The organism is Brevundimonas intermedia (assembly GCF_004614235.1).
In the GTDB taxonomy this organism is placed as follows: domain Bacteria; phylum Pseudomonadota; class Alphaproteobacteria; order Caulobacterales; family Caulobacteraceae; genus Brevundimonas; species Brevundimonas intermedia_A.
The window spans coordinates 317,582-333,746 of sequence record NZ_SPVH01000007.1 but is presented as its reverse complement, the minus strand read 5'-3'; the positions used below and the strand labels follow the sequence as shown (position 1 = coordinate 333,746).

Annotated in this window: 14 protein-coding genes; 8 read left to right on the top strand and 6 right to left on the bottom strand. The window is 67.3% G+C overall.

The window, feature by feature from the left end; translation table 11 throughout:
• Window positions 1–28: 28 nt before the first annotated feature.
• From EGY25_RS15605 to tpiA, 3 genes are all read right to left on the bottom strand, one after another.
• Window positions 29–1,681, bottom strand: a complete 1,653-nt coding sequence (locus EGY25_RS15605) for a CTP synthase (RefSeq protein WP_135195930.1) — start codon at window positions 1,679–1,681, stop codon at window positions 29–31.
• Window positions 1,682–1,804: 123 nt separating this feature from the next.
• A complete protein-coding gene (secG, locus tag EGY25_RS15600) occupies window positions 1,805–2,230 on the bottom strand; it encodes a preprotein translocase subunit SecG (RefSeq protein ID WP_135195929.1) in 426 nt (141 codons plus the stop codon).
• 64 nt (window positions 2,231–2,294) lie between these two features.
• A complete protein-coding gene (tpiA, locus tag EGY25_RS15595; protein ID WP_135195928.1) occupies window positions 2,295–3,047 on the bottom strand; it encodes a triose-phosphate isomerase in 753 nt (250 codons plus the stop codon).
• 152 nt (window positions 3,048–3,199) lie between these two features.
• On the opposite strand from tpiA, the gene EGY25_RS15590 reads away from it, so the two are divergent.
• Together EGY25_RS15590 and trpE are read left to right on the top strand one after the other, a co-directional pair.
• A complete protein-coding gene (locus EGY25_RS15590; protein ID WP_135195927.1) occupies window positions 3,200–5,107 on the top strand; it encodes a peptidylprolyl isomerase in 1,908 nt (635 codons plus the stop codon).
• Window positions 5,104–6,621 (top strand): anthranilate synthase component I, encoded by a 1,518-nt coding sequence (gene trpE, locus EGY25_RS15585; RefSeq protein ID WP_135195926.1) that lies wholly within the window; start codon window positions 5,104–5,106, stop codon window positions 6,619–6,621. Before EGY25_RS15590 ends, trpE begins: the two co-directional genes overlap by 4 nt.
• Here trpE and EGY25_RS15580 read toward each other — a convergent pair.
• Complete coding sequence (locus EGY25_RS15580) at window positions 6,618–6,821, bottom strand: peptidoglycan-binding protein (RefSeq protein WP_245159497.1); 204 nt, start codon at window positions 6,819–6,821, stop codon at window positions 6,618–6,620. The two genes, trpE and EGY25_RS15580, sit on opposite strands and share 4 nt — an antisense overlap.
• Window positions 6,822–6,909: 88 nt before the next feature.
• Between EGY25_RS15580 and EGY25_RS15575 the strand changes: the two genes are divergently transcribed.
• The 4 genes from EGY25_RS15575 to lexA all read left to right on the top strand — a co-directional run bounded on the left by EGY25_RS15575 (window position 6,910) and on the right by lexA (window position 10,156).
• Entirely contained in the window at window positions 6,910–7,500 is a 591-nt protein-coding gene (locus EGY25_RS15575; protein WP_135195925.1) for an anthranilate synthase component II, read from the top strand.
• Between the two features lie 2 nt (window positions 7,501–7,502).
• Window positions 7,503–8,540 carry an anthranilate phosphoribosyltransferase gene (trpD, locus tag EGY25_RS15570; protein WP_135195924.1) on the top strand — a complete coding sequence of 346 codons (1,038 nt, stop codon included), beginning with the start codon at window positions 7,503–7,505 and terminating at the stop codon, window positions 8,538–8,540.
• Window positions 8,537–9,331 carry an indole-3-glycerol phosphate synthase TrpC gene (trpC, locus tag EGY25_RS15565; RefSeq protein WP_135195923.1) on the top strand — a complete coding sequence of 265 codons (795 nt, stop codon included), beginning with the start codon at window positions 8,537–8,539 and terminating at the stop codon, window positions 9,329–9,331. Before trpD ends, trpC begins: the two co-directional genes overlap by 4 nt.
• Before the next feature lie 129 nt (window positions 9,332–9,460).
• Window positions 9,461–10,156 carry a transcriptional repressor LexA gene (gene lexA, locus EGY25_RS15560; RefSeq protein ID WP_135195922.1) on the top strand — a complete coding sequence of 232 codons (696 nt, stop codon included), beginning with the start codon at window positions 9,461–9,463 and terminating at the stop codon, window positions 10,154–10,156.
• Here the strand turns inward: lexA and EGY25_RS15555 are convergent.
• On the bottom strand, window positions 10,137–12,242 hold the full coding sequence (locus tag EGY25_RS15555) for a ComEC/Rec2 family competence protein (RefSeq protein ID WP_209308108.1): 2,106 nt from the start codon (window positions 12,240–12,242) through the stop codon (window positions 10,137–10,139). The two genes, lexA and EGY25_RS15555, sit on opposite strands and share 20 nt — an antisense overlap.
• Window positions 12,243–12,321: 79 nt before the next feature.
• Between EGY25_RS15555 and gltX the strand changes: the two genes are divergently transcribed.
• Window positions 12,322–13,737 (top strand): glutamate--tRNA ligase, encoded by a 1,416-nt coding sequence (gene gltX, locus EGY25_RS15550; RefSeq protein ID WP_135195920.1) that lies wholly within the window; start codon window positions 12,322–12,324, stop codon window positions 13,735–13,737.
• Between the two features lie 67 nt (window positions 13,738–13,804).
• Entirely contained in the window at window positions 13,805–15,106 is a 1,302-nt protein-coding gene (gene gltA / locus EGY25_RS15545; protein ID WP_135195919.1) for a citrate synthase, read from the top strand.
• A gap of 64 nt (window positions 15,107–15,170) precedes the next feature.
• Here the strand turns inward: gltA and EGY25_RS15540 are convergent, their stop codons facing one another.
• The gene (locus EGY25_RS15540) at window positions 15,171–16,163 is read right to left on the bottom strand and encodes an FUSC family protein (protein ID WP_135195918.1); all 993 of its coding nucleotides are present in this window, start codon (window positions 16,161–16,163) and stop codon (window positions 15,171–15,173) included.
• Window positions 16,164–16,165 lie beyond the last annotated feature (2 nt).

The window sequence follows — 16,165 nt, the reverse complement described above, 5'->3', positions numbered from 1 at the left end:
CCTGACCGAGTCCGTGAACGGCGTTCTGTCAGACGAGGCGGCTTTGCACCACGGCCGCGCCGATGAAGCTGGCGAACAGAGGGTGAGGCGCGAACGGCCGGCTCTTCAGCTCAGGGTGATACTGGACGCCGATGAACCAGGGATGGTCCGGGCGCTCGACCGTCTCAGGCAGGACGCCGTCGGGCGACAGGCCGGCGAAGACCAGGCCGGCCTTCTGCTCGATCGCCTCGCGATAGTTGATGTTGACCTCGTAGCGGTGGCGGTGACGCTCGCTGATGGCAGTCGAGCCGTAGATTTCGGCGATCTTGGACCCGGCCGTCAGGGTCGAATCATAGGCGCCCAGACGCATGGTGCCGCCCAGGTCGCCGCCCTGCTGGCGCAGGACCCGCTGATTGCCTTGCGTCCATTCGGTCATCAGGCCCACGACCGGCTCGGCGGTCGGGCCGAACTCGGTGGACGAGGCCTTGGGATAGCCGGCCAGGTTTCGCGCCGCCTCGATAACCGCCATCTGCATGCCGAAGCAGATCCCGAAATAGGGAATTTTGCGTTCGCGGGCGAACCGCGCCGCCTCGATCTTGCCTTCCGAGCCGCGCTCGCCGAATCCGCCCGGCACCAGAACGGCGTGGGCGCCCTGCAGCCGCTGTTCGCAGGCCTCGGGGTCGCCTTCGAAGGTGTCGGCCTCGACCCAGTCGATGTTGACCTTGACGTTGTTGGCCACCCCGCCGTGATGCAGGGCCTCGATCAGGGACTTATAGGCGTCCTTGAGCACAGTATATTTGCCGACGACGGCGATGGTGACCTCGCCATCCGGCTGCAGGCGGCGGCGCGCGATCTCCTGCCACATCGTCAGGTCGGGCTCGGGCGCGTCGTCGATGCCGAAATGGGCCAGGACTTCGCGGTCCAGCCCCTCGCGATGATAGTCCAACGGCACGGCGTAGATGTCGGCTGAGTCCATCGCCTGGATCACGCCGCTTTCGCGCACGTTGCAGAACAGACCGATCTTGCGCTTCTCTTCCGCCGGGATCGGGAACTCGCAGCGGCACAACAGGATGTCCGGCTGAATGCCGATCGAGCGCAATTCCTTGACCGAGTGCTGCGTCGGCTTGGTCTTCATCTCGCCGGCGGTCTTGATGAAGGGCAGCAGCGTCAGGTGGACGAAGCACGACTGACCGCGCGGCAAATCCTGGCCAAGCTGACGGATGGCTTCGAAGAAGGGCAGGCCCTCGATGTCGCCGACCGTGCCGCCGATCTCGACCAGGACGAAATCGACCTCTTCACCGTCATCGGTCAGGGCCTTGGTCAGGCAGAAGGATTTGATCTGGTCGGTGACGTGGGGAATGACCTGAACGGTCGCGCCCAGATAGTCGCCGCGCCGTTCCTTCTCCAGGATGGTCGAATAGATCCGGCCCGTGGTGATATTGTCGGACTTGGCCGCCGACACGCCGGTGAAACGCTCGTAATGGCCCAGATCCAGGTCGGTCTCGGCGCCGTCATCGGTCACGAAGACCTCGCCGTGCTGGTACGGGCTCATCGTGCCCGGATCGACGTTCAGATAGGGGTCCAGCTTGCGCAAACGGACCTTATAACCCCGCGCCTGCAGAAGAGCGCCGAGAGCGGCGGAGGCGAGGCCTTTTCCTAGCGAGGAAACCACGCCGCCGGTGATGAACACATAGCGAGCCATGGGCGGACACCTTACTCCATGATTCGCGGACGGCGCATCGCCCGCCGCGAATCGAACTGTTGATCAAAAGAAGAAAGCGCGCCCTGCGGCGCGCTTTCGGGAAGTCGGGTCGTTGGCTGACCGTTACTGGGCGGGCTCTTGGGCCGGCGCCGTCGTCGCCGACGGCAGGCTGGCTTCCAGATCGTCCAGCGACGGAGCCGTCGGCTGGGCCGGAGCGGCAGGCTGTTGCTGGGCGGGCGCCTGCTGTTGCGTTTGCGGCGTGGTGGCCAGAGAGCCGACGGCGTCGGCGTCGATCACCGAGACCGAAGCGCGGTCCATGTTGCCGACGACAGTCAGGACGATGGTCAGGCCGAACAGCAGGAAGGCCAGAATCCAGGTCACCTTCGTCAGAAGGTTGCCTGCGCCGCGCGCCGTCATGAAGCCCGACGGTCCGCCGCCCATCCCCAGGGCGCCGCCCTCGGAACGTTGAAGCAGCACCACGCCCGTCAGGGACACGGCGATGATGATGATGGCGACGAGCAGGATGGTCTGGAGCATGGCGTCATTCATGTGGGCGCGGATCTGCGCCGATCAAGCGGCGGCCTCTATCATCGAAGCCGGCCCGGAGCAAACGTCAGGCGGCGGCTTTGACGATGGGCATGAAATCTTCGGCCTTCAGAGACGCCCCGCCGACCAGGGCGCCGCCGACTTCCGGCGTGGCCAAAATGTCCCGGGCGTTTTCGGGCTTCACCGAGCCGCCGTACAGGATTGGCGCGGTTCGCGCGCTGTCGCCTAGCCGCTTGATCATGGCCGCGCGGATGGCGGCATGGACTTCGGCGATCTGTTCCAGCGTCGGCGTCAGACCGGTCCCGATGGCCCATACCGGCTCATAGGCTACCGCGAAGTCGCGTTCTGACAGACCCATCGGCAAGGAGCCCTCGACCTGTGCGGACACCACGGCGATGGCCTCGCCCGCCTCGCGTTGCTCAAGCGTCTCACCGACGCAGACGATGGGCTCCAGCCCCGCAGCGATGGCGGCCTCGACCTTGGCGGCGACATCCGCATCGGTCTCGCCAAAGGCGGCGCGGCGTTCCGAATGCCCAAGAATCACGACGGTCGCGCCCGCATCGGCCAGCATTTCCGCCGATACCGAGCCGGTGAAGGCGCCGACCGGTTTCTCATGGCAGTCCTGACCGCCCACGGCGACGCCGCTGTCGGCCAGCGCCGCACTTATCCGATCGATCAGCGTGGCCGGCGGGCACAGGACGACCCTAGGCCCCTGCCCCGCGGCGCTGACGGCGTCTCTTATCGCTTCAGCCTGCGCCAGGGCCGCCGACAGGCCGTTCATCTTCCAATTGCCGACGATCAACTTCACGGATTGTTTCATGGCCGCCTGTCTAGAAGGAGCAAACCGCGAAGCCAAGGGGCCCCGCCGCAATCCGAACACGATGCCGTCCTTGCAGCAGCGTGCCTGGCCCGACTATACGCGACCACTGACGCCAACATCGGCCCCAATCTCGGCCAGTCTCGGGTTTTCGAATGCTCACCGCCTTCCGCGCCTTCTCTCGATCCAAATGGGCGGCCGCCCTCCTTGTCCTGATCGCGATCAGCTTCGTGATCGTCGGCGCGCGGATGGACGTGTTCTCGAACCTGGGTCCCAAGCACGTCATCGATGCGGGCGACCGCTCGATGAACGAGTTGGAGTTCCGCACGGCCTTCGATCAGGTGCGCGAACGCCTGCAGCAGCAGGTCGGCCGTCCTCTGACCAACGAGGAATTGGTCGCGGAGAACATCCACACCCGGTTCCTGACCGAGCAGACCCAGCAGCTGGGCTTCCTGAACTGGGCCTGGAAGGCGGGCATCCGCCCCGGCAAGGAACTGATCGTCAAGCAGATCCGCCAGATCCCGGCCTTCTTCAACTCGGTCACTGGCCAGTTCGACCAACAGGCCTATGAGGCCGCCCTGGCCCAGCAGAACCTGACCCCGGCCATGCTGGAACAGGACCTGCGCGACCAATACGTCACCGAACATTTCGGCGCCGCCGTCTTCGCCGGCGCCCGCGTGCCGCGCATCTATGGCGCGCTGCTGGCCGGCTCTGCCTTCGAAAGCCGCGACGGTCGCTGGTTCGAGGTCACGTCTGCGATGGCAGGCCAGGTCCCCGCCCCGACCGACGCCCAGCTGAACGCCTTCATCCAGGAAAACGCCGAGCGCCTGCGTGCGCCGGAGTTCCGCATGGTTTCCGTCGTCCTGTTCACGCCTGAAGCCTCGGCCGCGACGCCGATTTCGGACGACCGCATCCGCGAGCGTTTCGAGTTCAAGAAGGACACTCTGGGCAAGCCCGAGACCCGCACCTTCGTCACCCTGACAGCGCCCAACCGCGAAACGGCCCAGAAGATCGCCGCCGCCCTGCGCGCCGGCCAGACGCCGGCCGACGCCGGTCGCGCCAACAACGTCACGCCCGCGACCTTCGACGCCACGCCCCGCTCCGCCATCGGCGACGCCGCGACGGCCGGCGCCGTCTTCGGCCTGCAAGCCAACCAGGTCTCCGACCCGGTCCAGGCCGGCGTCGGCTTCGCCGTGGCCAAGGTCACCGCCATCCAGTCCGCTGCGCCTGCGACGCTGGAAAGCGCGCGTGAAGAACTGATCCAGGAACTGCGCGCCGAAGACGTGAAGACCCAGACCTACGCCAAGGTCGAGAAGTACGAAGCCGCCCGCACGGCCGGCAAGAACCTGGCCGACGCCGCCCGCGAAGCCGGCGGCCGCGTGGTCGATCTGCCGCCCTTCACCCGCGACGGCAAGCTGCCGAACGGCCAGGCGCTGAACGCCCCGCCGCAAATCTTCGAGACGGCCTGGGGTCTGACCAAGGGCGGCGAAAGCGACGTGATCGACGCCGGCCAGGGCCAATATTTCGCCGTGCGCGTCAACGACATCCGTCCGGCCTCGCTGCCGACCCTGACCGAGGTGCGCGAGCCCCTGACGGCCCAATGGATCCAGCGCGAGACGATGCGTCGTCTTTCGACCAAGGCGGAAGAACTGACCACCCGCGTCCGCAACGGCGAGGACATCGCCGCCGTCGCCCGCTCGGTCAATGCGCCCCTGACGGTCCGCACCGGCGTCGTTCGCAACCAGGCCACGCAGGACTCGCTGGGTCAGGGCGTGCTTCAGGGTCTGTTCGGCCAGTCCAAGGGCCAGGCCTTCTCGCAACCCGCGTCGCAGACCGCCTATGTCGTTGGTCGCGTCGATAACGTCCTTGCCGCTAATCCCGCCGTGGCAGGCCCTCTGGCCGAGCAGGTTCGTCCGCGCCTGACGCAGGAACTGGTCCAGGCCATGGTCGAGACGTCCTTCGCCGCCGGCGCCCAGCGCTCCAAGGCCAAGAACGACCCGGCTCAGGCGCGCTCGGCCCTGGGCCTGTCGGCCGACGCGACGCCCGCAGCCCCGGCGCAATGACCGAGGCCGTATCGGGGCAAGCCGACTTCGACGCCTTCGCCTCCGGCCTCTCGGCCGGCAGGCCGCAGGTGGTGGTGCGCCGGATCATCGACGACCTGGAAACGCCGGTCTCGGCCTATCTGAAGCTCGGTCGCCACCGCCCCTACGCCTGTCTGCTGGAATCGGTCGAAGGTGGTGCGGTCAAGGGTCGCTATTCGATCCTGACGCTGGACCCGGACGTCGTCTGGCGCTGTCGTTCGAACGCGGCGGAACTGTCGCGCGGGCCGGCCATCGCCGAGGGTCGGTTCACGCCCGAAGCCCTGCCCACGCTGCAATCGCTGCGCGCCCTTATCGCGGCGTCGAAGTTCGACCTGCCCGATGGCCTGCCGCCCATGGCCGCCGGCCTGTTCGGTGTCTTCGGCTATGACATGGTTCGCCTGCTGGAGCCGCTGGGCGCGCCCAATCCCGATCCGTTGGATCTGCCGGACGCGGTCCTGACCCGTCCGTCGCTGGTCGCCATCTTCGATTCCGTGCGCCACGAGATCGTTCTGGTCTCCGCCGCCTATCCCGACGCCGGCATCGCCGTGCGCGAGGCCTTCGACGCCGCCGTGGCGCGACTGGACGCCTTCGATACCGCGCTGCGCGAGCCCCTGCCCGTCCGCGCCGCGCCGCAGGAAACGCCGGCGCCGACCTTCACCTCAGCCGTGGACGAAGCCGCGTTCGGCGAAATGGTCGCCAAGGCCAAGGACTACATTGGCGCGGGCGACATCTTCCAGGTCGTGCTCAGTCACCGATTCTCGGCACCCTGGACCGAGGATCCGTTCGCCTTCTATCGGTCCCTGCGTCGCCAGAACCCGTCGCCCTATCTGTTCTATCTGAACTTCGAGGGCTTCCAGCTGGCCGGTTCCAGCCCCGAGATTCTGGTGCGTCTGAAGGACGGCGAGGTCACCATCCGACCGCTTGCCGGCACCCGCATGCGCGGTGCGACGCCCGAGGCGGACAAGGCGCTGGAAGTCGAACTGCTGGCCGATCCCAAGGAACGAGCCGAGCATCTGATGCTGCTGGACCTGGGCCGCAACGATGTCGGTCGGGTCGCTGCACCCGGCACGGTCGAGGTGACCGAGAGCTTCGTCGTCGAACGCTACAGCCAGGTCATGCACATCGTCTCCAACGTGCGCGGCAAGGCCGACCCGAAGCTGGACGCCGTCGACACCCTGCTGGCGGCCCTTCCCGCCGGCACTCTGTCGGGTGCGCCCAAGGTGAGGGCGATGGAGGTCATCGACGAGTTGGAAAGCGAGAAGCGCGGCGTCGGCTACGGTGGCGGCGTCGGCTATATCTCGGCCGGCGGCGAGGCGGACATCTGCATCACCCTGCGCACCGCCCTGTTCGCCGACGACCGGATTTTCGTCCAGGCCGGCGCCGGCGTGGTCGCCGACAGCGACCCTGCGGCCGAATACGCCGAAACCCAGCACAAGGCGCGCGCGCCGATGCGGGCGGCCGACGACGCCTGGCGCTTCCGCACCGGCAATCGTTAGCGCGTAACGGTCATCGTCGGATCGTCGAATTGAACGCCGGGGCCGACGATGACGACGCCCGCCATCAGCACGGCCGCGGTCGCTGCGAATGCAGCGGCGCCGAGGGCGGCGACCGGGTTCGGTTTCGTCTCGACCACGACCAGCTTCGCCTTGGCGGCGGCGATCTTGGCGGCGATATCTTTTTCAGTGGCGAGTTTCACAGCCGCATTTATCTCCGGGTCGGGTTAAAATGCGCTTTACCGCCGCGCCCGCTTGGCGCGGACGCCCGTCGAGCCTAGAAGCCAAGCCATGATCCTCGTCGTCGATAACTACGACAGCTTCACCTACAATCTCGTCCACTACCTCGCGGAGTTGGGCGCGCCGACGCATGTCGTGCGCAACGACGACCTGACGGTGGACGAGGCGTGGGCGCTGAACCCCGCCGCCGTGCTGTTGTCGCCCGGCCCCTGTGCGCCGGACCAGGCCGGCATCTGCCTGCCGCTGATCGACACCGCTCCGGCGTCGATGCCGATCCTGGGCGTCTGCCTGGGCCATCAGGCGATCGGCCAGGCCTTCGGCGGCGACGTGATCCGCGCCAAGACCCTGATGCACGGCAAGACCTCGCCGATCCTGCACGAGGGCAGGAGCGTCTTCGCCGGCCTGCCGTCGCCCTTCATCGCCACCCGCTATCATTCGCTGGCTGTGAAGCGCGAGACCCTGCCCGACTGTCTGGAGGTCACGTCCTGGACCGCCGATGGCGAGATCATGGGCCTGCAGCACCGCACCCGCCCGATCCACGGCGTGCAGTTCCACCCGGAATCCATCGCCACCGAACACGGTCACGACATGCTGGCCAACTTCCTGGAGATCGCCGGCGTGAAGCGCCTCGCGGCCGCCTGACGGTGGGGGACGGATTCAAGCCGATCCTCGCCCGGCTGGTCGAGGGCCATCCCCTGACATCGCAACAGGCGCACGACTTCTTCGCCGCCTGCCTGCGTGGCGAGCCGACCCCGTCGCAAGTCGCCGCCGCCGTCACCGCCATACGGATGCGCGGCGAGACGGTGGATGAGATCGCCGCCTTCGCCGGCGCCATGCGCGAGGCCGCTCTCACGCTGGATCATCCCTACGAAGTGATCGACACCTGCGGCACCGGCGGCGACGGTCAGCACACCTACAATATCTCGACCGGCGCCGCCCTCGTTCTGGCCGGCGCGGGCCTGAAGGTGGCCAAGCACGGCAATCGCGCTATGTCTTCTAAATCAGGGTCTTCCGACGTTCTGTCGATCCTGGGCGTGAACCTGATGGCGGATAAGGCTCAGCAGAGGAAGGCGCTGGACGAGGCCGGCATCTGCTTCCTGTTCGCCCCCGCCTACCACGGGGCCATGCGCCATGTCGGCCCCGTGCGGGCCGAGATCGGTTTCCGCACCGTTTTCAATCTTTTGGGCCCACTTTCAAACCCGGCATCTGCGAAACGCCAGGTCATGGGCGTCTATGATCCTCGCCTGCTGGAGCCCCTGGCCGAGGTGCTGGGTCGGCTCGGCGCGACGCGAGCCTGGACGGTCCATGGCCAGGGCCTGGACGAACTGGCGACCTCCGGATCGACGGAAGTGGCTGAATGGAGGGACGGCGCGGTTCGCCGTTTCCAGGTCACGCCCGAGGACGCCGGCCTGCCCCGCGCCTCCATCGAAGACATCCGTGGCGGCGACGCCGAGGAGAACGCCCTCGCCCTGCGCGCGCTGCTCGCGGGAGCCGCCGGCCCCTACCGCGACATCGTGCTGCTGAACGCCGCCGCCGCCCTCGTGGTATCGGACCGGGCGGCCGACCTTGCCGAAGGCGCTGTCCTCGCCGCCGCCGCCATTGACGACGGCCGGGCTGCCGAGGCTTTGGAGCGTCTGGCCCGCATCACCTCCACGCCGCTGGAAAGCCAAGAGCCCGCATGACCGACGTTCTGGACCGTATCGCCGCCTACAAACGCGAAGACGTCGCCGCCCGCAAGGCCGCGACCTCGCAGGACGCGATCGAGGCGCTGGCCCGCACCGCTTCGGCTCCGCGTGGTTTCCGCGCCGCCCTTGAGCGCGTGGAAGAAGAGACCGGCCGTCCTGCCCTGATCGCCGAGATCAAGAAGGCTAGTCCGTCCAAGGGGCTGATCCGGCCCGACTTCGACCCGCCGGCCCTGGCGCGGGCTTACCAGGCGGGCGGCGCGGCGTGCCTCTCGGTCCTGACCGACGGCCCCAGTTTCCAGGGCGATGACGCCTACTTGGGCCAGGCCCGCGACGCGGTCGCCCTGCCCTGTCTGCGCAAGGACTTCCTGGTCGATCCCTGGCAGGTCGCCGAGAGCCGCGCTTTGGGCGCCGACTGCATCCTGATCATCCTGGCCATGGTCGATGATCGGCTGGCTGCAGAACTGCTGTCCGAGGCCGAAAGCTTCGGCATGGACGCCCTCATCGAGACCCATGACGAGGAGGAGATGGCTCGCGCCTGTGCGCTCGGGGGCGATCTGGTCGGGGTCAATAATCGGTCGCTGCGCACCTTCGAGGTCGATCTGGAAGTGACCGAGCGCCTGTCGATGCTCAGCCCCGTCCGCGCCCTGCTGGTCGCCGAAAGCGGCATCTTCACGCCCGAGGACGTCGAGCGCGTCTCGGCCGCCCATGCCCAGGCCATTCTGGTCGGAGAGAGCCTGATGCGTCAGGCGGATGTCGAGGCGGCGACACGGCAATTGCTGGCGGCCTGATCGTCTTCCTCGCTTCACGCGTCGTCCCAAGGGCGCTGTTAAGTTGACATTAGGAAGGAACACTTACAGAACATCGACAAATGTTCACGGCCCGTTCCGATTCGTCGGCGGGCGCATGAGGGCCTGGCGATGCTCACGCGCAAGCAGCACGAACTGCTGATGTTCATCCACGAACGGATTCAGGAGACGGGCGTCTCTCCCTCGTTCGACGAGATGAAGGAGGCGCTGGACCTGGCGTCCAAGTCGGGCATCCACCGGCTGATCACGGCGCTGGAGGAGCGTGGCTTCATCCGCCGCCTCGCCCACCGCGCCCGCGCCCTGGAAGTCACCAAACTGCCCGAACAGGCCACGGCCGGCGCGCCTCGCGGTCGGGCCGGATTCAAGCCTGACGTGATCGAAGGCGGCGGCGGCCGCGGCCTGGCGCCGCTTGCGGCCAATGACACCCGCGAGCTGCCGCTGATGGGCAAGATCGCCGCCGGCACGCCGATCGACGCCATAGAACACGAGACGGCGCGCTATCCCGTTCCCGAATCCATGCTGGGCTCGGGCGAACACTACCTGCTTGAGATCGAAGGCGATTCGATGATCGAGGCGGGGATTCTGAACGGCGACATGGTGGTCATCAAATCGACCGACAACGCCTCCTCGGGCGAGATCGTCGTGGCGCTGGTCGAAGGCGAACATGCGACGCTGAAGCGGCTTCGCAAGAAGGGCGCCTCCATCGCGCTGGAGCCCGCCAACCGCAACTACGAAACCAAGATCTACGGATCGGATCAGGTCGCCGTTCAGGGCAAGCTGGTCGGCCTCATGCGCCGCTATCACTGACGTCCGGGTTCGGCTGGCGCGCCCAAGGGCGGTCGCCCCTCACGTCGGCCGTCCAGACGGCGCGCCATCGGCCCGTTTCAGACGGACTGACACGCCATAACTCGACCGCGCCGCCTCTGGCGAAATCGACGCCGTCGAGCACCAGGCGATCCTGACAAGCGCTTGGGATCGATGTGAGAACCGCGCGCACGCTGACGACGGGCGCCGCGCGGCATAAGGCCTCCATCTGGTCCGGACCGGGAGTCTTACGTCCCCACCAGATTGCGACAGGACCAGCCTGCTCAGCCTCAGGCCGACAAGAAAAGCGCTCGCAGGCCCAGCCCGTCTCCGGCCGATCCGTCATGGTCAGGCCGCGCCGCCTCGACCACAGATCGACGGCGAACTCTCGGACGCCGGGCCTGACGACAACCGCCTCCTTCTCGTTATGAAATGCGGCGTTTGTCCCCCCGTCTCCGATCCACAGATCCGGCGTCGGCGCGCGCGGCCAGACCAGAACGGCCGCCGCCAACGGCAGGCCCAGCCACCTCAGTCGTCCCTGCCACAGACAGACGAACAGCACCCCCAGGAAGGCGATCGGCAGGACATAGTCCGGCGCACTGGCCACCGTCCGCACCGCCCCCGGCAACCTCGCCGTCCAGGTTCCGATCGCCAGCATCAGATCGACGCCCCATCCCGCAATCGCCAAGAACGGCCCGCCCAGCCCCAGCGGCTCCAGCGCCGCGCCAATCGCCAGCGCCGGCATCAGGATGAAGTCCGCGACGGGCGACGTGCCCAGGTTCGCCAACAGCCCGTACATGGCCGTGCGATTGAAATGCTGCATGGCGAACGGCCCCGTCGCCAGCCCCGCCACGACGCTGGCCGCGACGGCCGCCGTCAGCCAGCCGCCGAACCGCTGGACCGCCAGAATCGGCCACGGGGCGGAAATCTCTCGCGTTCGCTTGGGCCAGGCCTCGACCAGGGCGACCAAGGCGGCGGTCGCCGCGAACGACATCTGGAAGCCCGGGGTGACGATGGCTTCCGGCTGGATGGCCAGGACGATGAAGGCGGCGACGGCCAGGCCGTGCATCGTCACCGCCTGCCGATCCAGCAGGATGGCCAGGAAGGCGATGGAGGCAGTGATGGCCGCGCGCTCGGCCGGAGGGGGCGCACCCGACACCACCAGATAGACGCCCACCGCCGTCAGCCCCGCTATGGCCGCGACCTTCTTGCCGTGAACCCGCAGGGCCAGCCAAGGCCAAGCCGCCACGGCCAGCCGCACGGCGAAGAAGACGAAACCGCCGACAATGGCCATGTGCAGCCCGGACACCGACAGGATGTGCGCCAGGCCGGAATTCCGCATGACGTCCATGTCCTCCTGACTGATCCAGGTTTCATGGCTGGTGGTCATGGCGGCGGCGATTCCGCCCGTCCGCTCGCCCAGGCGCGCCACGATCCGCTCCGCCAGCGCGTAGCGCGCGCTATTTACGGCCATCACCAACCGAAGCCGCCATGGCGGCGGCGCGAGATCGGCCGGCCGTGTCTCACCCAGGGCGAAGGCCACACCGCCCATCCCCTGGAAGAAGGCGTTGCGGCCGAAATCATAGGCGCCGGGGCTGGCCGGCGCCGGTGGCGGATTGAGGATGCCGAAGAGACGGATCGCCTCGCCTGGTTTGGGCGGTTCGCCCCGCACCGTCGCCCGCAAACGCACGGGCGTCTGTTCGGACGTCAGCCCGCGTATCCAGACCGGCGCGATCACGATCCGCGCGCCCCTCTGGCCAGGACTGTCGACGTCCACAACCCAGGCCTCGATCACGGTCGGCTCGCTCATTGCGGGCGCGATGGGCGCGGCGACCATTTCGGTGCGGACCTTGGCGGCCGCCAACCCGCCGGCGACACAGGCCAGCATCAACAGCGGCCAAGTCAGACGCCGCGCCCATCCCCGCCGCCTCGCCGAGATCCAGGCTGAAAAAGCGACGACTACGCCCAGCAACAGAAGCCACAACGGCGGCTCGGCACGCAGGGCGAAATAGACCGCGGCGCCGGAGCCGAATGCGACCGGCGCCCACAACCGCCATCGCAGCGTCTGCGCCGCGACCTCCTCGCCCAACCACGCGCGCAATCGCGCGGCGGGGGTAGGCTTTGCCGCGTCGGGGCGTATAAGGGCCTCGCTTACGGACCCATCGCCTATGACCTCACCCTCCTCGACTGTCGTCACCCGCTTCGCCCCCTCGCCGACAGGCTATCTGCATATCGGCGGAGCGAGAACCGCTTTGTTCAACTGGCTGTACGCCAAGAGACACGCTGGGCGTTTCCTGATCCGGGTTGAGGACACCGACCGCGAACGCTCCACAGACGAGGCCGTCAAGGCCATCTTCGACGGCCTGAGCTGGCTGGAGCTGTTCGCCGACGAAGAGCCGGTTTTTCAGTTCAGCCGTGCCGATCGCCACCGCGAGGTGGTCGATCAACTGCTCGAAACGGGCCACGCCTACCGCGACTTCACCTCTGCCGAGGACACCGGCCGTCTGCGCGACGAAGCCAAGGCCGAAAAACGCACCTTCGAATCGCCCTGGCGCGACCGCGAACCCACGGTCGATGACCTAGCCCTGCCCCACGTCGTGCGCTTCCGCCGCCCCAAGGCGACGACCGTCACCGTCGCCGACGAGGTTCAGGGTTCGGTCAGCTGGTCCACCGAAGATCTCGACGACCTGGTGCTGCTGCGCTCGGACGGCGCGCCGACCTATAACCTCGCCGTCGTCGTGGACGACCACGACATGGGCGTGACCCACGTCATTCGCGGCGATGACCATCTGAACAACGCCGCGCGTCAGAGCCTGATCTACGACGCCCTGGGCTGGACCCGGCCGACCTTCGCCCACATCCCTCTGATCCACGGTCCCGACGGCGCCAAACTGTCGAAACGCCACGGGGCCCAGGCGGTGCATGAATATGCCGAGATGGGCTATCTGCCCGAGGCCATGCGCAACTATCTGGCCCGGCTAGGCTGGGCCCACGGTGACGACGAACTGTTCAGCGACGCCCAGGCCGTGGAATGGTTCGACCTCGCGGGCATCGGCAAGGCGCCGGCCCGGCTGGATTTCGACAAACTGGCCCACGTCAACGCCCACTGGCTGCGCCTTGCGGACGATGAGCGGTTGTCCAAGCTGACGCTGGACGCGCACCTGCAGCGCGGACACAGCCTCGCCGAGGCGGACGAGGCCCGGCTTCAACGCGCCATGCCCTTCGTCAAGGATCGCGCCAAGACGGTGCTGGACCTGGCCGAACAAACGGCTTTCGTTTTGAAGGCCCGCCCTCTGGCCATCGACGAAAAAGGCCAGCCCCTGCTGAGCGGCGACACGCTTGAGCGCCTGGGCCGCCTGCGCGACCGGCTGGCCCTATTCCAGTCGTGGGACGTGTTCGCGCTGGAAGCCGAACTCAAGGCTTTCGCCGAATCCGAGGGTGTGGGCTTCGGCAAGATCGGTCCGCCGATGCGTGCGGCCCTTACCGCTGGGTCAACATCACCTGATATTGCACGAACTTTGTCGGCTCTTGGGCGCGACGAAAGTCTCGGGCGCTTGGATGATGCGCTGCAACAGACTAAGTGATCACCCACAAACCAAAAAAGCGGCCGACGCCTCCCCGCGCCTGGACGTGTGATGCAAAGGGGCATTCATGACTGAACAAGCCAAACCCGCCAGCTCGGCGACCCTGTCCTTCGAGGACAAGACCGTCGAGTTGCCGGTCCTTTCGGGCTCCACCGGCCCGGACGTCATCGACATCCGCAAGCTCTATGCGGGAACGGGCGCCTTCACCTTCGATCCGGGCTTCACCTCCACCGCTGCGTGCGAATCGGCCCTGACCTACATCGACGGCGACGCCGGCGTGCTGCTGCACCGTGGCTATCCCATCGACCAGCTGGCGTCGAAGTCGAACTTCGTCGAGGTCTGCCACCTGCTTCTGCACGGCGAGCTGCCGACGGCCGAGCAGTTCGAGAAGTTCGAAGACAGCATCACGATGCACACAATGCTGCACAGCCAGTTCGACCGCTTCTTCGAGGGTTTCCGCCGCGACGCCCACCCGATGGCCATCATGGTCGGCACCGTCGGCGCCCTGTCAGCCTTCTATCACGACAGCCTGGACATCCATGATCCGGTCCAGCGCGACATCTCGGCCATCCGCCTAATCGCCAAGATGCCGACCATCGCGGCCCGCGCCTACAAATATCACATCGGCCAGCCGTTCGTGTCGCCGCGCAACGACCTGTCCTATGCCGAGAACTTCCTGCGCATGTGCTTCGCCGTGCCGGCCGAGGACTATCACGTCGATCCGGCCCTGGTTCGCGCCATGGACCGCATCTTCACTCTGCACGCCGACCACGAACAGAACGCCTCGACCTCGACCGTGCGTCTGGCGGGTTCGTCGGGCGCCAATCCGTTCGCCTGTATCGCCGCCGGCATCGCCTGCCTGTGGGGCCCGTCGCACGGCGGCGCCAACGAAGAGGCGCTGACCATGCTCAAACAGATCGGCACCCCGGACAACATCCCGGAGTTCATCCAGGGCGTGAAGGATCGCAAGTACAAGCTGATGGGCTTCGGCCACCGCGTGTACAAGAACTACGATCCACGCGCCAAGGTCATGCAACAGTCGGCCTATGAAGTCCTGGCCGCCACGGGCCGCGAGAACGACCCGCTTTTCCTGGTCGCCAAGGAGCTGGAGAAGGTCGCCCTGTCGGACGAATACTTCACCTCGCGCAAGCTGTTCCCGAACGTCGACTTCTATTCGGGCATCACCCTGTCGGCGATGGGCTTCCCGACCAGCATGTTCACCGTCCTGTTCGCCCTGGCCCGCACAGTGGGCTGGATCGCCCAGTGGCAGGAAATGATGGCCGATCCCTCGCAGAAGATCGGCCGCCCGCGTCAGCTCTACACCGGCCCAACCGAGCGCGATTACGTGCCGATCGAACAACGCGGCTGATCGACGGCCTCACGTCTGAAATTGCAGAACGCCGGGGAGCCATCCCCGGCGTTTTTCTTTGCCGTCAGACCAGCTGCAGATCGGCGAACCGCGCGCCCAGATCGTCCAGGTCGCGATGCATGTGCGCCACCCCGATGGCGGCCGCGCCCAGGGCCATGTCGTCACCCTCTACGGCCATGGACAAGGCCAGGCTCTGGTCGATCGGTCCCATCGGCGCGGCGGCCTTTCCCTGCGAAAGGGCTTGCAGCCGCTCCACCGCACGCGCCGCGTCCTGTGACCAGGGATCCAGCCGCGCGCCTGCGCCTTCGGCCTGAAAACCACGCCCCAGAATCACGATGTCGCTACGCACCCGCCAGAAGGCGCGCGCCAGGGCGGCGCGGTCGGCGGTTTCGCGCTGGGCCCCCGGCAGGTCAATCACGTTCTTCGCCGCCTGACCCAGAGCGTCCAGCCGTCGTTTCAGATCGGCATGGCGTCGGGTGATCTCGGACGCGTCCGCCGGATCGCCTTGGGATATCAGGGCCAACAGCGCCGCCGCCTCCCCCGCCGCCTCGCGCGCCTGAAGCTTGAACGACTGGCGGGCGTGCCGGGGAAACAGCGCCAGGATCGCCATCACACCGACGCCGCTGCCGACCAGGATTTCCATCACCCGATCCAGAGCCAGCGACGCCGGCCCTTCCGCCCCGGTCCCGCCGGCGATAACGATGGTCGCCGTCACGGGTGCGATCTTCAGCCAGGGGCGGCCGGTTCCGAAAAACGCCAGCAAGGCCGTGGATGCGGCGATGCTCAGGGCCATGCTTTCCATGCCGGGCGGCCGCAGGAAGGCGAAGACCGCACCGAACAACGCGCCCGTCACCGTGCCTATGGCTCGGTCCCGTGCGACGGTCAGCACCCCGCCCCCGACGCTGGCCTGGATGACGACGATGGCGGAGATCACGCTCCAGTAGGGATGCGGCAGGTTCAGCCATGTGGCGAGATAGAGGGCGGCCATGGCGCCGACCGCCATCTGCAACGCGGCCCGCACCTCGGCGGCGCGCCGAGGACTGAGGGCCCGCCCCATCG